The sequence below is a fragment of the Kordia periserrulae genome, assembly GCF_003054265.1.
In the GTDB taxonomy this organism is placed as follows: domain Bacteria; phylum Bacteroidota; class Bacteroidia; order Flavobacteriales; family Flavobacteriaceae; genus Kordia; species Kordia periserrulae.
The window spans coordinates 134140-152519 of the sequence record NZ_QBKT01000009.1 but is presented as its reverse complement, the minus strand read 5'-3'; the positions used below and the strand labels follow the sequence as shown (position 1 = coordinate 152519).

Annotated in this window: 18 protein-coding genes and 1 pseudogene; 12 read left to right on the top strand and 7 right to left on the bottom strand. The window is 36.0% G+C overall.

Annotated features, from left to right (window positions below):
- The 4 genes from C8N46_RS17030 to C8N46_RS17015 all read right to left on the bottom strand — a co-directional run bounded on the left by C8N46_RS17030 (window position 1) and on the right by C8N46_RS17015 (window position 2537).
- On the bottom strand, window positions 1-453 hold the full coding sequence (locus C8N46_RS17030; RefSeq protein WP_108116262.1) for a hypothetical protein: 453 nt from the start codon (window positions 451-453) through the stop codon (window positions 1-3).
- The gene (locus C8N46_RS17025; RefSeq protein WP_108116260.1) at window positions 450-1460 is read right to left on the bottom strand and encodes a trypsin-like serine protease; all 1011 of its coding nucleotides are present in this window, start codon (window positions 1458-1460) and stop codon (window positions 450-452) included. The genes C8N46_RS17030 and C8N46_RS17025 overlap by 4 nt, the downstream gene beginning before the upstream one ends.
- Before the next feature lie 101 nt (window positions 1461-1561).
- Window positions 1562-2176, bottom strand: coding sequence for a response regulator (locus tag C8N46_RS17020; protein ID WP_108116258.1), 615 nt, complete (start codon window positions 2174-2176; stop codon window positions 1562-1564).
- Between the two features lie 172 nt (window positions 2177-2348).
- A complete protein-coding gene (locus C8N46_RS17015; protein ID WP_108116255.1) occupies window positions 2349-2537 on the bottom strand; it encodes a hypothetical protein in 189 nt (62 codons plus the stop codon).
- Between the two features lie 141 nt (window positions 2538-2678).
- Between C8N46_RS17015 and C8N46_RS17010 the strand changes: the two genes are divergently transcribed.
- Entirely contained in the window at window positions 2679-3065 is a 387-nt protein-coding gene (locus tag C8N46_RS17010; protein ID WP_108116253.1) for a pyrophosphohydrolase domain-containing protein, read from the top strand.
- Window positions 3066-3399: 334 nt separating this feature from the next.
- On the opposite strand, the gene C8N46_RS17005 is transcribed toward C8N46_RS17010, so the two are convergent.
- Complete coding sequence (locus C8N46_RS17005) at window positions 3400-4464, bottom strand: branched-chain amino acid aminotransferase (protein WP_108116251.1); 1065 nt, start codon at window positions 4462-4464, stop codon at window positions 3400-3402.
- A gap of 135 nt (window positions 4465-4599) precedes the next feature.
- Between C8N46_RS17005 and C8N46_RS17000 the strand changes: the two genes are divergently transcribed.
- The 3 genes from C8N46_RS17000 to C8N46_RS16990 all read left to right on the top strand — a co-directional run bounded on the left by C8N46_RS17000 (window position 4600) and on the right by C8N46_RS16990 (window position 6815).
- On the top strand, window positions 4600-5112 hold the full coding sequence (locus tag C8N46_RS17000; RefSeq protein WP_108116249.1) for a DUF4920 domain-containing protein: 513 nt from the start codon (window positions 4600-4602) through the stop codon (window positions 5110-5112).
- Window positions 5113-5114: 2 nt separating this feature from the next.
- The gene (mnmD, locus tag C8N46_RS16995; protein WP_108116247.1) at window positions 5115-5789 is read left to right on the top strand and encodes a tRNA (5-methylaminomethyl-2-thiouridine)(34)-methyltransferase MnmD; all 675 of its coding nucleotides are present in this window, start codon (window positions 5115-5117) and stop codon (window positions 5787-5789) included.
- Between the two features lie 114 nt (window positions 5790-5903).
- Window positions 5904-6815: a TIGR01777 family oxidoreductase gene (locus C8N46_RS16990; protein ID WP_108116245.1), complete on the top strand. Its 912-nt coding sequence runs from the start codon at window positions 5904-5906 to the stop codon at window positions 6813-6815.
- Window positions 6816-7006: 191 nt separating this feature from the next.
- Here C8N46_RS16990 and C8N46_RS16985 read toward each other — a convergent pair whose 3' ends face one another.
- On the bottom strand, window positions 7007-7678 hold the full coding sequence (locus C8N46_RS16985) for a YceI family protein (protein ID WP_108116243.1): 672 nt from the start codon (window positions 7676-7678) through the stop codon (window positions 7007-7009).
- Window positions 7679-7847: 169 nt separating this feature from the next.
- Here C8N46_RS16985 and C8N46_RS16980 point away from each other — a divergent pair, with 169 nt between their 5' ends.
- The 6 genes and pseudogenes from C8N46_RS16980 to C8N46_RS16955 all read left to right on the top strand — a co-directional run bounded on the left by C8N46_RS16980 (window position 7848) and on the right by C8N46_RS16955 (window position 14101).
- Complete coding sequence (locus C8N46_RS16980; protein ID WP_108116241.1) at window positions 7848-8408, top strand: nucleotide exchange factor GrpE; 561 nt, start codon at window positions 7848-7850, stop codon at window positions 8406-8408.
- A 53-nt stretch (window positions 8409-8461) separates the two neighbouring features.
- Entirely contained in the window at window positions 8462-9589 is a 1128-nt protein-coding gene (gene dnaJ / locus C8N46_RS16975) for a molecular chaperone DnaJ (RefSeq protein WP_108116239.1), read from the top strand.
- Between the two features lie 258 nt (window positions 9590-9847).
- The gene (locus C8N46_RS16970) at window positions 9848-10777 is read left to right on the top strand and encodes an ABC transporter ATP-binding protein (protein ID WP_108116237.1); all 930 of its coding nucleotides are present in this window, start codon (window positions 9848-9850) and stop codon (window positions 10775-10777) included.
- Between the two features lie 2 nt (window positions 10778-10779).
- A complete protein-coding gene (locus C8N46_RS16965; RefSeq protein ID WP_170110097.1) occupies window positions 10780-12102 on the top strand; it encodes an ABC transporter permease in 1323 nt (440 codons plus the stop codon).
- Window positions 12103-12930, top strand: a complete 828-nt coding sequence (locus C8N46_RS16960) for a mechanosensitive ion channel family protein (protein WP_108116234.1) — start codon at window positions 12103-12105, stop codon at window positions 12928-12930.
- A 6-nt stretch (window positions 12931-12936) separates the two neighbouring features.
- Window positions 12937-14101, top strand: a pseudogene (locus C8N46_RS16955) (sigma-54-dependent transcriptional regulator).
- Window positions 14102-14555: 454 nt separating this feature from the next.
- Here the strand turns inward: C8N46_RS16955 and C8N46_RS16950 are convergent.
- Entirely contained in the window at window positions 14556-16484 is a 1929-nt protein-coding gene (locus tag C8N46_RS16950; RefSeq protein WP_108116232.1) for a CocE/NonD family hydrolase, read from the bottom strand.
- Between the two features lie 155 nt (window positions 16485-16639).
- Between C8N46_RS16950 and C8N46_RS16945 the strand changes: the two genes are divergently transcribed.
- Entirely contained in the window at window positions 16640-17404 is a 765-nt protein-coding gene (locus tag C8N46_RS16945) for a DJ-1/PfpI family protein (protein WP_245896923.1), read from the top strand.
- 1 nt (window position 17405) lies between these two features.
- Window positions 17406-18110: a DUF4328 domain-containing protein gene (locus tag C8N46_RS16940; protein WP_108116230.1), complete on the top strand. Its 705-nt coding sequence runs from the start codon at window positions 17406-17408 to the stop codon at window positions 18108-18110.
- The last annotated feature ends 270 nt before the right edge of the window (window positions 18111-18380 follow it).

Genomic DNA, 18380 nt, shown 5'->3' with positions numbered 1-18380 from the left:
TCATATACTTACTATGATTGCTCCGTTTTTGGTTTCAGGTGTAGGATTTATCAAATTAAAATTACATGTATCTGGTAGCACAGTACCTGTTCCATTTTTTTTATACTCTTTGATTTCTACCCCGATTACATCGCCTCTTTTCAAATTGATTTTGTTTGGAATTTCAACTTGAAAATCATCTTTTTCAACAGGAACATTAATAGATGAATCAAATAAATAATGAATTTCTAAAATAGATAAATTATTGATTCCTACATCTGTAAATTTTTTAACGCATAAATTGCTATGCAAAAATTTATATTTTACGTAATGTTTACTCTGGTATAGTGTGATTCTAGATATTTCTTTAGTTACATTATCAAAGTGAACTTCAGCACTAACTTCTAATGATTCTTCTTTAAAAATTCTCTCTACAATTGCTGGAGAGGCATCGTCTAATTTAATTAATCTCATTCTGAAAAGGATTTATTTATTAATAATTTTCTAAAGCTTATTTCGGGCATTAAATAACTATTTTTACCATATTGATAAAGGTATTTTGGAATTATATTATCAAAATTTGCAAGTAAATGAAGATGATTACATACTGTTACATTTTGACTATCGCCTGCGAAAATTAAACCGATTACGTCTTTGCTATCTGAACTTAGTATTACCGAACCCGAATCACCACTAACAGAAACTTTTTCAACCAAGATTTGATTCTTATAAATTTTATAATTTGTAGTTGTGTCATTTGTATATACTTTTACAAATGCATTTGACGAAATGATTTTTTTAACTTTTCTCGGTCCTATATATTCAAATTTTTCTACATCCATACCTAGTTTTATGCTATTATAATCTCTCACTGAAGCTGTTTCGTATGATTGCTCAACATTATAACCTGGAATAATTTTAGCTAAAGCAATGTCATAATATTTATTATTAATTCCCCAAAATGGTTCTGCAATAACATTTTTATGATCATCCAATATATTATGACTCATATCCCCACTATCATCCATTAATACATGCCAATTAGATAATATAAAATAATCATCGGGATAATTATCTAACCTCACAAGAGCTCCAATAGTACCCTTATTTACTTTATTTGAGCTTTTTATTCTATTTCCCTGTTCAACAGGAATAGTACTTTGTGAAGAAATTTTATTTACTTTCCTTATTGTAATTTCGTTAATAGGTTCTATCTCGGGTAAGTTTATGAATAATTCTTTATTATAAGAATCAATCTTGTCTCTCTTAGAAGAATAAAAGGCCGGATTTTGAAAACCAATATGAGTAGATGGCCTATCTAATTGAGTTGGTATATCGAAACTTACTCCCAATTCAAGTGCAAAATCATTATCATTATTCGAATCAGCATCATTAACGATTGCTAAATATTGAATTTCTTCTGTTTTCAATAAGGATTCTGCATATCTATGCAATATTGAGTTAGCCTTACTCCAAGTCATAATTTATACTTAAAATTATTTACATCACAAATTTCCCAAAATCCCAACCACCAAAACATCCCCACATATAGGTATTTTCAAAATCATTTGAATAAATGCCCTTAAAAAGCATACTTCTGCTCTATCGCATACCCTAACAACTCATTAGCGCCTTGTAATTGGAGCTTTTGAATCATGTTTTTGCGATGTGTGTCTATAGTAGATTTTGAAATGAATAGTAAATCGGCGATTTCTTGTGAGGTCTTTCGCTGTGCAATGAGTGCCAGAATTTCCTTTTCGCGACGTGATAAAATTGACTTCGAACTGTTTTTAGAAACTTCCGCAATATTCAACTTGGCATCATAGTACGTTTTGTGTTCCGAAAGGGTGTGAATGGCTTCCAAGACGACTTTTAACGGGGAATTCTTCAAAATATAACCCGTCGCACCTGCATCCAACATTTGCTGCACCGCCTTATCTTGGTCATACATCGTAAAAGCCAATACATTAATATGTGGAAATTCTTTTTTGATGTGACGCGTCGCCACAATACCATCCATTTTGGGCATTCGGATATCGCAAATCACGACTTTAGGTTGTTTTCGACGAACGATTTCCAACAACGCTTCTCCATCGTTGGCGCATCCTACAATTGAAATATCTTCTTCGTATTCCAAATACGATAACATACCATCAATCAATGCCTGATGGTCTTCTGCAATAGCGACTGTAATCATTATGTAAATAGTATTTATTACAAACAAACTATCAGCACTCGCAATATAAATTGTAACGATTTGGGAATCCTATTACTGTAAAAACAGCAATGAAAAGTATCTATATTTTGATGTCAGTTAGTTAGTTTTCCTACAATTTACAAAAAAATGGCAAACAGAAAAGAATAAAAATTTAAGAAACAATAAATTTCTTAATCACTACAATGGTGATAATGAAGAGAATAAAAACCAATAACACACGCAAACTTCCTTTGTAATGACGCTTGTGCAACTGTAAATCTTTTCGATACGCATACACCATTATCACTGTAAAAACGATGATAAAAAAAGCGGCAAAAATTAACTGACCTGTCGTAAACATAGCGTGAATTATTTTTGGCAAAATTACGAATTAAACCGAAACAGTTGTTAATAAAAGTTTCAAAATAAAATCAAAAATCCTGAAAAATGTGCTGAATAATAAAGTATATTTCCACTATAAAAATCTAAAAAGAATACAATTTTGAAAAGAAGCATTGAAGCCGTAACTGAATTTCATGAAGCCTTCGGATTGGGCATCAAACACACACCAACTGCCAATATTGGAGAAAACAGAAACTTACTGCGCTACAAACTCATGCGTGAAGAAAATGAAGAATATCTAGAAGCTGCTCAAAATGATGATTTGGTAGAAGTTGCCGACGCTCTCGGCGATATGCTCTACATTCTCTGCGGAACCATCATTGAACACGGAATGCAAGACAAAATCGTGGAAGTATTCGAAGAAATTCAACGTAGCAACATGAGCAAACTCGGCGCCGACGGAAAACCTATCTATCGCGAAGACGGAAAAGTCCTAAAAGGACCAAATTACTTCAAACCAAATATTGGAAAAATTTTGGAAAAATAGTTTTGAGATGTGAGTAGTGAGATTTTTTCAAAAGACTAAACACCTAAACTTATAAACCTATAAACTTCAATTAAAAATCGAAAATCAAAAATCTGCAATCGTTAATCGTCAATCAAAACCGTCACTTCGAGTGAATTTGCTGCTCATTGAGCCTGTCGAAATGAAAGCAAATTAGTATCGAGAAGTATTTTGAAGTTCAAAATGACAAAATAAATAAATCAAAAAAGTGACTCCAAAGGAAGTCACTTTTTCATATATCTAATAATCTAAGTTTCTAACAATCTAAAAGTCGCACATCACCAACAACGAGCAACTAACAACCAGCAACCAAAAATCAAACTCCATATCTCCAACCATGTGGATCTTCGGAAAGATTGTATTGAATATTCATCAATTTCTCTTTAAAGAAAGAAGCATAACTGTTCTCTAATTTTGGCAACTCAAACGCATCACCTGCATGTTCAAATCCCGCAATTGGATTGATAACAGCCGCAGTTCCTGCACCAAAAATCTCTTTTAGCGAACCGTTTTTCGCAGCTTCTTTAATCTCAGCTACCGAAACACGACGCACCTCAACGGTAATGCCGTTATCTTCTGCCAACTGAATCACACTTTTTCGCGTAATTCCGTCCAAAATACGGTCGCTCGTTGGCGCAGTCAACAACGTATCGCCTACTCTAAAGAAAATATTCATCGTTCCCGCTTCTTCCAAATATTCGTGTGTATTGGCATCTGTCCAAATAATTTGCTGATATCCTTTCGCATGTGCCAAACTCGTCGGGTAAAACTGTGCTCCGTAATTTCCAGCTGCTTTTGCATAACCAACACCACCATCAGCAGCTCTACTAAATTGCTCCGCAAACAATACCTTTACTTCACCTGCGTAATACGATTGTGCAGGCGAACAAATAATCATAAACTTATAAGAATTTGAAGGCGAGGCCGAAATTGCAGGTTCAGTCGCAATCACAAACGGACGAATATATAATGAATTTCCTTTTCCTTTCTGAATCCAATCGCTTTCCATGCGCAATAACTGCGTCAATCCTTCAAAAAAATAGGCTTTAGGAAACTCTGGAATCGCCATACGATGCGACGATTTATTAATACGATTAAAATTATCTTCCGGGCGAAACAACCAAATCTGGTCATCAGCATCTTTAAACGCTTTCATTCCCTCAAAAACTGCTTGTCCGTAATGAAACACGCGCGCCGAAGGATCAATAGTGAGTGGCTGATACGGTTTAATTTCTGGTGTCTGCCATGCGCCATCTACAAAGTTGCACACAAACATATGGTCTGTAAACACCTTTCCAAAGGTTAAGTTGTTAAAATCAACACTTTGTATCTTACTCTCAGAAACTTTGGAAATTTTTATATCAATAGAAAGGTCACTCATCATATTTATTCTTAATTTTGTGCAAAGTTACATAAATAATAACTTTAAAAAAATCTTAGTTTTCAACAAAATTTGGTTCGTAAAATTAAAGATTCACAACAAAACCTTAATAATTTTAAGAAATATTTAATAAACATGAAGAAAATTGTATTTTTTTTAGTGGCTTTTACTGCGGTAATCGCTTGTAAAGATGCTAAAACCACCGACAAAACTGCTGACACGAAACAAGAAACAAAAGCTCCAGAAATGGCGTACGCTTCGTATGGCGAAAAAATTGATGCTGAAAATGTACTCACTGCAGCAGAAATCAAAGAAAAGTACGATAACATGAAAGTTGGTGATACTATCAATGTAAAATTCACGTCAAAAATCAACTCGGTTTGTTCTAAAAAAGGATGCTGGATGCGCTTAGATGCTGGAAACGACGAAGAAGTAATGGTGCGATTTAAAGACTACGGATTTTTCATGCCATTAGACGCAAAAGGAGAAGTAATTGTAAACGGAAAAGCATTTGTGCAAGAAACTTCTGTAGACGAATTAAAACACTATGCTGAAGACGCTGGAAAATCTGAAGAAGAAATCGCTAAAATCACAGAACCTTCAAAAACACTTTCGTTTGTAGCGGACGGAGTATTATTGAAAAACTAAGCTTGAAGCGAAAAATCATCACCACCAAAGATGGCTCTACCACGATTCATCTAGAAGAATGGAATGAACAATACCATTCCACGCATGGTGCTATTCAAGAAGCAGCACACGTTTTTATCAATACGGGACTGCATCATCTACAAAACACGTTCAATCCTGCGCAAATTCACATTCTCGAAATGGGTTTTGGCACAGGATTGAATGCTTTTATGACCTTTCTAGAAGCAGAAAAACACAACTTTTCCATTAACTATGTTGGTGTGGAAGCCTATCCTGTCGCTTCCGCAGAATTGTCTCAGCTCAACTACATCCGCGAGTTGCAAGCCGAAAACCATGCCGAAACCTTTCACAACATGCATTCCTGCGATTGGGAAAAATTAGTGCAACTCTCAGAAAACTTCAAACTCACCAAACGGCAACAATTCTTCGAACAAATTGACGACAAAGAAGCCTTTAACCTCATCTACTTTGATGCGTTTGGCGCGCGCGTACAACCTGAATTATGGACTGCAACCATCTTTCAAAAAATGTACAATGCGTTGAAAAACAATGGTGTTTTGGTCACTTATGCCGCTAAAGGAAGCGTACGACGCGCCATGCAAGAAGTTGGTTTCAAAGTAGAACGCTTACCAGGACCGCCAGGCAAACGCGAAATGTTACGTGCTACAAAACAATAGCTTCTTCTTAAAAAAGCACACATTTAACTAACTTTTAAGACTTCAACAAAAGCACAACTCACTATATCTGTTCTTTTTAGCGTATTTTTACAGGGAAGAAGAAAACTAATTGCGATGAAAATACTAATTTGCGGTGCTACGGGATTAATTGGTTCGGCATTGACTGAACTCTGTTTACAAGAAAATCATCAAATACATTACTTAACAACGCGGAAAAGCAAAATTGAAACCTCTGAAAATTATAAAGGTTTTCACTGGAATCCCGCCGAAGGAGAAATAGACGAAGCCTGCCTAGAAGGCGTTGATGCGATTGTAAATCTGTCAGGAGCTAATATTGCCAAACGCTGGACAGAATCTTACAAGCAAGAAATTATGAACAGTCGTGTAGACACGGCAAACATACTCTTCAAAGTCCTTCGTAACAAAAAAGACCACACAATAAAACATTACATTTCTGCTTCTGGAACGGCTATTTATCCAAGTTCACTCACTGAATATTACGCAGAAGACACTGAAAAAGAAGCAGATGATTTTCTTGGAAAAGTTGTAAAACAATGGGAATTGCACGCCAATCAATTCAAATCTATTGAAATTCCTGTCACCATCATACGAACAGGTTTGGTACTTTCAGAAAAAGGCGGCGTGTTGGTTGAAATGGCAAAACCGGTAAAATATGGCGTTGGTGCGGCAATGGGTTCTGGAAAACAATGGCAATCGTGGATTCATTTGGATGATATTGCACGCGTGTATGTACACGTTCTCTCCAAACAAATTACAGGCGTTTACAATGGTGTCAGTCCAAATCCAACCACCAACAAACTCCTTACCAAAGAAATTGCAAGTGTGCTTAAAAAGCCGTTCTTCATGCCAAACATTCCTAAATTTATGATGAAATTGGTATTGGGAGAAATGAGTACGCTGCTCTTTTCGAGTCAAAAAGTAAGTTCAGAAAAATTAGAAAGTACAGTATTCCAACACAAATTTCCAGCATTAACACCAGCGTTGGAAAATTTACTTAAAAAATAAAACTGTTTTTAAATTTCAATTAAGCCAGCGACGTTATTCTAGTACAAGAATAAGAAATCATTAAAATCTTTATAATTTCATAGAAACAACCGTTTGTCAGTTCAAGCGCAGTCGAGAACACTTTAGAGAAGCTAAAACTTCAATTGAATTGCGACTGCGCTCGATTTGACATTCAATAGCATATCAAAAAACTACTGAACAGGAGCTTCTTTCGTGGCAGTAACGCTTACTGACAACTCTACATCGTCACTAATTGCTTTGTTTTTTAAATCGTCAAAAAACGAAGACGAACCATACTTCATTCCGAAATCCGTCCGATTAATAGTGAACACTTCGCTTACAATCCTAGCAGTATCACCTTCCGTACTGATTGCTACAGGGAACGAAATATTTTTCTTTACACCTTTCAAGGTTAAATTTCCTTCCATCATCGTTTTTCCGTCTTTTTCACTAATTCCTGTCACAGAAAAAGTTGCATTTCCATGATTTTCTGCATCAAAGAAATCTGCTGACAACAAATGACCTTTCAAACTGGCGTTATCATCACTACCTTCAGGAAGATCTAAAACCTTCAACGAAGTAATATCAATGATAAAGTTTCCGCTTTCCAACTTTCCATCGTTCATGGCAAAAGTTCCTGAAGACACATTCATCGTTCCGTTGTGACTTCCTCCAATCACTTTAGAACCTTTCCATGTTACAGTCGTATTGGCTGGATCAACATTGTACTTTACTGCCGCTACTGTAATCTCTTTTTCAGCTTTCGCATCAGCTGCGTTGGTCTCGTTCTTTTTTTCTCCGCAAGAAATAACTAGTATTGTCATTACTGCGAAAGTCATCAAACTTAAAATTTTTCTTTTCATACCTATTTTTTTTAGTTCATAAAGTCTTTCTGTAAAATTACGAATACTGTCTAAATTTTATATTCGAAATGTTAAAAAATATTTTTCGTGACATTTTGACATTTTACGAGAAATGGCAGTACTTTTGCCATCTTAAAAGGAAAACAATAAATTTTTTGGACATAATATCATGAGCAAAAAAAAGGATAATACCGTAGAAAAAGAGCAAGCAACAGCAGTAAATGAAGAAGCAAAAGCAGCTGAAGCAACTGAAAATACAGTAGAGGAACCATCTACAGAAGAAAAATTACAAGAGGAATTGGCAAAGGAAAAAGACAAATTTTTACGTCTGTTTGCCGAATTCGAAAACTATAAAAAAAGAACGAGTAAAGAACGTGTAGAATTGTTCAAAACGGCAGGAAAAGATGTCTTAGTTGCCATGTTGCCAGTTTTGGACGATTTTGATAGAGCTTTGGCAGAAATTGCAAAAATTGATGACAAAGAAGTGCAAGATTTGAAAAAAGGTGTTGAATTGATTAGCAATAAATTCAAAGAAACACTCAAAGCAAAAGGCTTGGCGCAAATGACTGTCAATGCTGGTGATACTTTTGATGCGGAAGACCACGAAGCAGTCACACAAATTCCTGCGCCAACGGACGACATGAAAGGGAAAATCATTGACGTTCTCGAAAAAGGATACACCTTAGGCGATAAAATCATTCGCTATCCAAAAGTAGTGGTAGGACAATAATTTTGAGTTGTTCCCCGCAACGAAAGGACCTTTATAACACAAGCTGAAACAAAATGAAACAAGATTATTACGAAATATTAGGAATAAGCAAAGGAGCTTCGGCAGCTGAAATTAAAAAAGCATACCGCAAAAAAGCAATTCAATATCATCCTGACAAAAATCCGGATGATAAAGAAGCGGAAGAAATGTTTAAAAAAGCAGCAGAAGCCTATGAAGTATTGAGTGACGATGACAAACGCGCGCGCTATGATCAATATGGCCATGCAGCATTTGAAAACGGCGGCTTTGGCGGTGGCGGTTTCGGCGGCGGAATGAATATGGACGATATTTTCAGTCAGTTTGGTGATATTTTCGGTGGAGCCTTTGGCGGCGGTGGCGGATTTAGCGGCTTTGGCGGCGGCGGAAGACAACGCCGTGTAAAAGGAAGCAGTCTTAAAATTCGTTTAAAACTTACCCTTGAAGAAATTGCCAACGGTGTTGAGAAAAAGGTAAAAGTTCGTAGAAAAGTACAAGCGCCTGGCGTAACCTATAAAACTTGTGAAACCTGTAACGGTTCTGGGCAAATGACGCGCATTACCAATACTATTTTGGGAAGAATGCAAACCTCTACAACGTGTAGTACTTGTGGTGGCGCTGGACAAGTGATGGACAAACGACCAGCTGGTGCAGACGGACAAGGAATGCTAACAAAGGAAGAAACGGTTTCTATCAAAATTCCTGCGGGTGTAGTAGAAGGCATGCAACTCAAAGTAGCTGGAAAAGGAAATGAAGCACCTGGCAATGGAATTTCGGGAGATTTATTAGTCGTAATTGAAGAAAAAGAGCACGAAGTTTTAAAACGCGAAGGTGACAATTTACATTACGATTTATATATCAGTTTTTCAGAAGCCGCTTTAGGAACTTCTAAAGAAATTGACACCGTAACAGGAAAAGTTCGTATAAAAATTGAATCAGGAGTACAATCAGGAAAAATATTGCGCTTACGCGGAAAAGGAATTCCAAGTGTCAACGGATACGGAAAAGGCGATTTGCTAGTACACATCAACGTTTGGACGCCAAAAACATTGACGAAAGAACAGAAAACCTTCTTTGAAAAAATGGCAAATGAGGAAAATTTTGTACCGAATCCAGAGAAGAGTGATAAATCATTTTTTGAAAAAGTCAAAGACATGTTTTCGTAATTTTTTTGCTATTACGAAAAAAAAACTATCTTTGATAAGTTACTGGCTGAGACCAGCTAGTAATTTTTTCTTTTTCATAGCAATTTTTTCCCATCCTTGATCACATTAAGGGTGGGTTTTGTTTTATAATAGATTGACATTATTGTAATTATATTTCAAACTCCCGTCGCTTCAAAAGCGATTTTTCAAGAACAATAATGAATGCTATTTTTGCTGTAACAAATCAACTAAGATCATTACTTATATAAAAAACTTTTTATGAGTTCAATTCTTCAGGCGAAAGACGTCGTAAAAAAATATGGTGATTACACCGCATTGAATAACGTTTCTATAGATGTGCCGAAAGGAAGCATTTTTGGACTGCTTGGTCCAAATGGTGCTGGAAAAACATCCCTTATCCGAATTATCAATCAAATTACAGCGCCCGATTCAGGTCAAGTATTACTTGATGGCGAGCCGTTGCAGCAATTTCACATCAAAGATATTGGCTATATGCCCGAAGAACGCGGTTTGTACAAATCGATGAAAGTTGGTGAACAAGCGTTGTATTTGGCACAATTGAAAGGGTTGAGCAAAAAAGAAGCCAGAGCACGCTTGAAATATTGGTTTGAAAAATTCGAAATTTCCGATTGGTGGAACAAGAAGATTCAAGAGCTTTCCAAAGGAATGGCGCAAAAAATACAGTTTGTCGTTACCGTGTTGCATCAACCAAAGTTGTTGATTTTTGATGAACCGTTTAGTGGTTTTGACCCAATTAACGCAAACCGAATTAAAGACGAAATTTTACAACTACGCGACGAAGGTGCCACGGTAATTTTCTCTACACACCGAATGGAATCGGTTGAAGAATTGTGCGACCATATTGCGCTGATTCACAAATCCAATAAAGTGTTAGATGGAAAGTTGACCGATGTAAAACGTCAATACAAAAGCAATACCTATCAAGTTGGTATTGGCGCAGCAGACAATCTACAGTTGCGCTCCATGCTCAACGAAAAATTTGACGTTACGGATGCTGATTTTAAATCGATTAATGACGATTTAAAAGTAAACATCCAACTTAAAAATGGCGATACTGCCAACGATTTGCTATCCTTTTTAACCTCAAAAGGACAAGTCAATCACTTTGTGGAAGTCATTCCAAGCGTTAACGATATATTCATTCAAACCGTAGAAAATAATAATTAGACATGAACCATTTACCGCTAATTATCCAAAGAGAATATCTAACGAAAGTTAGAAACAAGTCATTCATCATCATGACGTTTTTAAGTCCGTTAATTTTCATCGGATTGATTTCGTTAGTTGTGTATTTGACACAGTTAAACAAAAATCAAGAACGTACAATTTCGATTTTGGATGAAACTGGAAAAATTTCAGAGGTGTTTTTGACTGAAAATGCACAGAAAGATGAAATGACTACGTATAAACTTCTAACAGGAATTACGTTGGAAGAAGCCAAAAAGCAAGTCCAAGAAACGGAAGAATACGGTTTGTTGCACATTCGTCAAATGGCGTCTACGGAAGAAATTGCGCGACAAATTAAGTTTTATTCAGAAGATTCGCCTTCACAAAAAATCATTTCAAAACTAGAAGCGATTTTGAGTCGAAAACTTACCCAAGAAACTTTATTGCAAAACAATGTAGATATTGACGTTGTAAAAAATTCGAAGATGAATGTGTCTATTGGACAAGAAACATTTACGGGCGAACGCACCTCAAAATTCATCAACTATTCCAAACTCGGATTTGGTTTTGCCGCAGGATATTTACTGTTTATGTTTATCATCATTTACGGAAATATGATTATGCGCAGCGTGATTGAGGAAAAAACGAATCGTATTATTGAAATCATTATTTCGTCTGTAAAACCGATTCAATTGTTGATGGGAAAAATCATCGGAACTTCTTTAGCAGGAATCACGCAATTTTTAATGTGGATTGTTTTTGGTGGAATTTTACTCGTCATCATCAGCTTTGTTTTCGGAATTGACCTTATCGGCTCGCAAGCCGCAGAACAACAAGCATTATTAGCTCAACAAGGTGCAGATGTAAACTTTCAAGTTCAAATTACAGAACTCATCAATAGTTTGCCAATTGTGAACTTATTAGCTGCGTTTTTTATCTTTTTTATTGGTGGATATTTGTTGTATAGTTCATTGTACGCTGCCATTGGCGCTGCGGTAGACAATGAAACGGATACACAACAATTTATGATGCCGATTTTAATGCCGTTGATTCTCGCAGTATATGTTGGTGGATTTACCGTATTAGATGATCCGCACGGAACCGTTGCTACGGTATTTTCATACATTCCGTTTACATCACCTGTAGTAATGTTGATGCGAATTCCGTTTGGTGTACCAATTTGGGAGCAACTCATTTCCATATTACTTTTATATGTTACCTTTGTAGGAACCGTTTGGTTTGCGTCCAAAATTTACCGTGTAGGTATTTTAATGTACGGGAAGAAACCAAGCTACAAGGAAATATTTAAGTGGTTAAAGTACTAAATGGAAGAAATCAACAACATTCTCAACAAATCGATTCATCTTGGTAAAACAATAGAAATCAGTATCAAGCATATTTTGGTGCTTTGTGTCGTTTTAATACTCGCCAATATACTGTTACGATTGTTTCAACGCTTTGTCACCAGAAAACTTAACAGTGAAAACAAACTCAAATTTAAAAGCATTTTTTCGTACGCTACTTGGTTTTCGTATGTTGTAATTGTATTAGTCACGCTGAGTGCTGTTGGCGTAAACGTCACAGGAATTTTTGCCGCTTCTGCTGCCTTATTGATTGGAATTGGATTGGCATTGCAGACGCTTTTTCAAGATATCATTTCTGGAATTTTCATTCTAATTGATCAAACGGTGCATGTAGGCGATATTATTGAAATCGAAGACAAAGTTGGTCGCGTAGAAGAAATCAAATTACGTACAACCAGAGCGGTGACCATTGATAATAAAGTACTCATCATTCCCAATCATTTATACTTGACTAACAGTTTGTACAACTGGACACAAAATGGCGTAACCACGCGTGAATCTATTACCGTTGGTGTTGCCTATGGAAGTGATGTTGCTTTGGTAAAAAAACTCCTCTTACAAGCTGCAGAAAATCATAAAGAAGTGATAAAAGAGCCTGAACCTACAGTGCTTTTTACTAACTTTGGAGACAGTTCGCTAGACTTTAAATTGGTATTTACACTCAACAATAGTTTTACTGCATTTAATGTACGAAGTGATTTGCGTTTTGAGGTCGATAGGTTGTTTAGAGAACATAACATAACCATTCCTTTCCCGCAAAGAGATGTACATATATTTAATAAAAAATAGAAGACAATGTCTAAAATATTAGTGATAGAAGACGAATCTGCGATTCGCAGGGTTTTGGTAAAAATTTTATCGGAAGAAAATGATGCTTATCAAGTTTCAGAAGCGGAAGATGGTTTGGCTGGAATCGAATTGATTAAGAATCAAGATTACGACTTGGTGCTGTGCGATATAAAAATGCCAAAAATGGACGGTGTGGAAGTATTGGAAGCTGCCAAAAAGATAAAGCCAGAAATCCCTTTTGTCATGATTTCAGGACATGGTGATTTGGATACCGCAGTAAACACAATGCGTTTAGGCGCATTTGATTATATTTCGAAACCGCCAGATTTAAACCGTTTGCTAAATACGGTTCGAAATGCACTTGACAAAAAAGAATTGGTAGTTGAAAACAAGCGACTTAAAAAGAAAGTCAGCAAAAACTACGAAATGATTGGTGATTCGGAAGCCATTCAGCAAATCAAAGATATTATTGAAAAAGTAGCACCAACCGATGCACGCGTGCTCATTACTGGACCAAACGGAACGGGAAAAGAACTGGTTTCGCATTGGTTACATCAAAAAAGCGATCGTAGCAAAGGTCCGATGATTGAAGTGAACTGTGCAGCCATTCCAAGCGAATTGATTGAAAGTGAATTATTTGGACATGTAAAAGGTGCGTTTACCAGTGCCAATAAAGACCGAGCTGGAAAATTTGAAGCGGCGAATGGTGGAACAATTTTCTTGGATGAAATTGGCGATATGAGTTTGTCTGCACAAGCGAAAGTATTGCGTGCCTTGCAAGAAAGTCGTGTGCAACGTGTGGGAAGCGATAAAGATATTAAAGTGGACGTTCGCGTGATTGCTGCAACAAATAAAAACTTAAAAAAGGAAATTGAAGACGGAAAATTCCGTGAAGATTTATACCATCGATTGGCGGTAATTTTAATTAAAGTTCCTGCCTTAAACGACCGCAGAGATGACATTCCATTGTTGATTGAACACTTTGCGGGGAAAAATTGCCAAAGAACAAGGAAACGCTCCGAAAAAATTCTCTGACAAAGCTGTAAAACTACTCCAAGAATACGATTGGACAGGAAATATCCGAGAACTCAGAAACGTCATAGAACGCTTGATAATTTTAGGAGGCAAAGAAGTCTCTGAAGAAGATGTCAAGTTGTTTGCTTCAAAATAGTATAAAAAAATCAGCTTTTTGTAAAGCTGATTTTTTTTAATGTACTAATTTTTCAATGTAACGATGTATCAGTGTTTTTTTTGAATTTCTAGCGAAATTCTATTTTGATTTGAAATGTATTTGCTTTATTATTTGATACGCCTTTGCGAGAATTTCATAGAAATTCGCGGCAATCTTTTACTTCAAATAACACAACCGTTTTTCTATAAACAGATTACTTCATCATGCTGACTCGTAATGACGTTTCACAGCACTTCTCGATACAATTTTTCTACGAAAAATCACTCGAAGGGACAATTTGTGAAAATGAACTTGAATTTGAGAACTCGAAATCGAAACCAATATACCAACCTACAAAAATACCAGCATACCAAAGTGCGCAAGCACTTCCATCCATCTAAAAGCAAAGCGATTCTAACCATCTAAAAAATCTAAAACGCCAGCGATTCTAACATCACTTCAACACTGTAAACTCAATCTTAGAATCGTTGAAAACGGTATGTGTTTGGTTTTGAAAATCTTCTTCTTTAGCTTTGTAAATATTGGGTACAAACGTTTGCGGATTCAAGTCAATCAATGGAAACCAAGTACTTTGCACTTGAATTTGAAGCTTGTGTCCTTTTTTAAAAGTGTGCAGCACATCTTGTAATTTAATAGTCACCGCTGTTTTCTGATTCGGAATAAACGGTTCTGGGTTTTCAAAACTATTACGAAAACGTCCGCGCATCACTTCACTTCGCACCATTAAATGATAATTGCTCATTGCCAAGTGATCTTGCATGCCTTCTTCCTGTTCTTCCGCATCTGGTGGATGTACATCTACGATTTTTACAATCCAATCGGCGTCGGTTCCTGTAGTTGCGACTTGTAATTTTGCTAGAATATCTCCCGCAAGGGTAACATCTTCTTCCAACACATCCGTTTCAAAAATCAACACATCTGGGCGACGTGCGGCAAATCGCTGATCGTCTGTCATGTATTTTCTTGGCGTAAACACGGTTTTAATATCTTCTGAATACGGAACCGGACGTTTTAAATCGCTTACAAACACTTCTTTTGTATTGCCGTTTTTGGTTGTTGACAATTCTTGATTGGCATTCAAATACATGTCTTGCTTTACCGTATTTGCTGGCGGCCAACTCTCAAAACTATTCCATTCTTTCTTTCCAGAATCAAAAACATACGCTTCTGGCAATCCTGTATTTTTATCACCTTTACCTTTTAAGAAATGATTGAAAAATTTCGTTTCCACATCGCGTTGAAAATTGAGCGAAATAGAATCGCCAAAATAGTAATTCCCTACAAAATTTTTCACATCACTACTCGACCATCTTCCGTGATCCCAAGGGCCAAAAACCATAGTGTTATAATTTTCGGGATTGTATTTTTCGATGGTTTTATAGGTTTCAAAAGGTCCGTATAAATCTTCCGCATCAAACAATCCGCCTACAATCATCGTGGCAACAGATGGTTTTATGTTTTTTAAATTTTGAATCAATCCTTTCGGCTTCCAAACGCTGTCATAATTTGGATGATCAATGATTTCTTTCCAAAATACATCGTCTACCTCATCAGATTTTGACGTGATGACATTGTCTAATTTTTCGTATTCAAAATAACTGTTCAAATTGCTCAACGGTCCAGCATCTAAAAAGAATTGGTATTGGTCTTTGGTGCCTAAATCGGGTAATTTGTACCAAGCAGAATCTTTCGGCACATCTTTCATCGTTCCAAATAGAGAAACCGCTCTAAAATAGCTTAGCAAAAACGCGCCATTGTGATGAAAATCATCAAAAAAGAAATCGCCAATACACGCTTGCGGAGAAGCCGCTTTTAGTGCTGGATGCGCGTCAATCGTAGAATACGTAGCATAAAAACCTGGATATGAAATTCCCCACGTTCCTACTCTTCCGTTATTATTTTCCACATTATTTACCAGCCATTCAATTGTGTCATACGTATCGGAAGACTCATCAATTTGTGTATTATCTGTTTTATTTGGAATGTAGGCACGCATATTGTCATACACACCTTCACTCATCCAACGACCACGAACATCTTGATATACAATGATGTTGCCTTCTTTCATCAAATGTACATTTGGACCAATTTTTTTGCGGAATTTATCCTCGCCATACGGTCTGCAACTGTACGGCGTTCGCATCATCAAGATAGGATAGGTTTGACTTTTATCTTTTGGCGAATAGATGGTTGTATGCAATTTAATTCCGTCGCGCATTTCAATTGTCACTTCTTTTTTGTCATAATGATCTTGTACATAGGTATCTTCAACTTCAGCGGTGTCTTTGGTCGTTTTTGACGTTTTGGTACAGGAAACACCTAAAAATGCTAGAATTAGGGTGAATTTTAGAAAGGTTTTCATCTATGATTTTTATTATTTTTCAGGTTTGGTCGGATAGAATGTCTCATCATTATTTTGAGTTTTTGTCAAAATAGTGTGAAGGTTCATTTCATTCCTTAGGATTTGTAATTTTTTAATGGCTAAATTTACAAATTATTAATCGCTATTATATGATGATAAAAAAAATACTCCTCATTTTAACGTTTATGCTTTGTATTGTGAGTTGTGAAACGAATGCTTCGAAAGATGCAAACATTTCGTCAACGGAAATTCAAGAAGAAAGCACTCCAAAAAAGCAATTCCCAACGCTGGAACCGAATCGTTATAATGTTGGTTTTTTGATTATGGATGGCGTGTATAATACCGAATTGACTGCGCCGTATGATATTTTTCAACACACGATATATCGTGAAAATATCAAAGCGATGAATGTATTTACGGTTGCCAATACCGACGAACCTGTGCGAACGTTTGAAGGTATGCGTATTCTCCCTGATTTTAATTATTTGAAAGATAGTTTGCCAAAAATTGATATATTGGTCGTTCCGAGTGCGGAGCATCATTTAGATAGTGATTTGGAAGATGAAGCCATGATTTCTTTTGTACAAAACGTTGCGAAAGAGGCACAATTTGTCACTTCACATTGCGATGGTGCGTTTGTGTTGGCAAAAGCAGGTTTGTTGGATGATGTAGCTTCCACAACGTTTCCAAGCGATATTGAGAAGATGCGCAAAATGTTTCCGAAGTTAGACATCAGAGACAACACGTTATTTGTACACGATGGAAAGTATATTACGTCTGCTGGCGGTGCAAAATCTTTTGAAGCCGCTTTGTATTTGTGTGAATATTTGTATGGAAAAGCGATTGCGAAAAGTTTGGCTGGCGGTTTGGTAATTGATTGGACCTTGGATGGTTATCCGCATACGATAATAACAAAATAATATGATAGAACACGTTAAAGATAATTCTTCAAGAAGTAAGGATACCATATTGGTATTTATTGTTGCAGCTTGTATTAATGTTATATTGATACTTCTTATTTTTTATCAAAATAGTCTTTTACAAAATTTTTCATACAAGAGAGAAGAACTGGAGAGTATTGAGTTCCTAGATTTGGTATTAAAAATTACTTATGTGTTTAGATTGGTACTATACATTGTTATAATTGTATTTTTTGTACGCTGGTTTAAAAGAGCTTACGGTAACTTGATACGTAGACATCAACCAATGGAATATAGTGAAAATGGTGCTGCTTGGGGATTTTTCATCCCTTTACTCAATTTTTATCGTCCATATAAGGAGGGAAAAGAAATCTTCTTAAAAACTCAATATGCAATTAAAGAGTTAAACAGTAGTTTCAGGATTGATAAAGATGCTACTTTTGTTGGCCTTTGGTGGTTTTTATATATTGGAAGTATTTTTTTTGAAAGCTTTGCGGCAAGAGTACAAGAAAAGGCTATATCTGCTGGAGATATTGATGCTTTTTCGGACGCAAACGGATATGTTATTGCATCAAAAGTAATGACACTTATCGCTATTGCATGCGCTTTATATTTTATTCATAAAATTTCTAAATTAGAGACAACACTCAGAGAAACAAGTAGTACGTTTTCTGAAATAGACGATATCGGAAAAGCGATGGAATAAATATGCGTATTGATACGTTTTTAAATATCTAGCTTCATTTTAGCACGTTTTTGAATCGCCATTCATATCATATTTCTACGACATTTGCATAGCACAATCACATACTAAAATCATCAATTCTGAGGATAAAAGCTTACTTTTTGTCATGTTTTTAGTTAAAAAACTGTCAAAATTCATTTTATTTAATATATTTTCTTACATTTATGTAGGATTTTACTATTTCGCATAATTTTAAAATCGAAAAAACATACGTTTCATTAAAATTATATC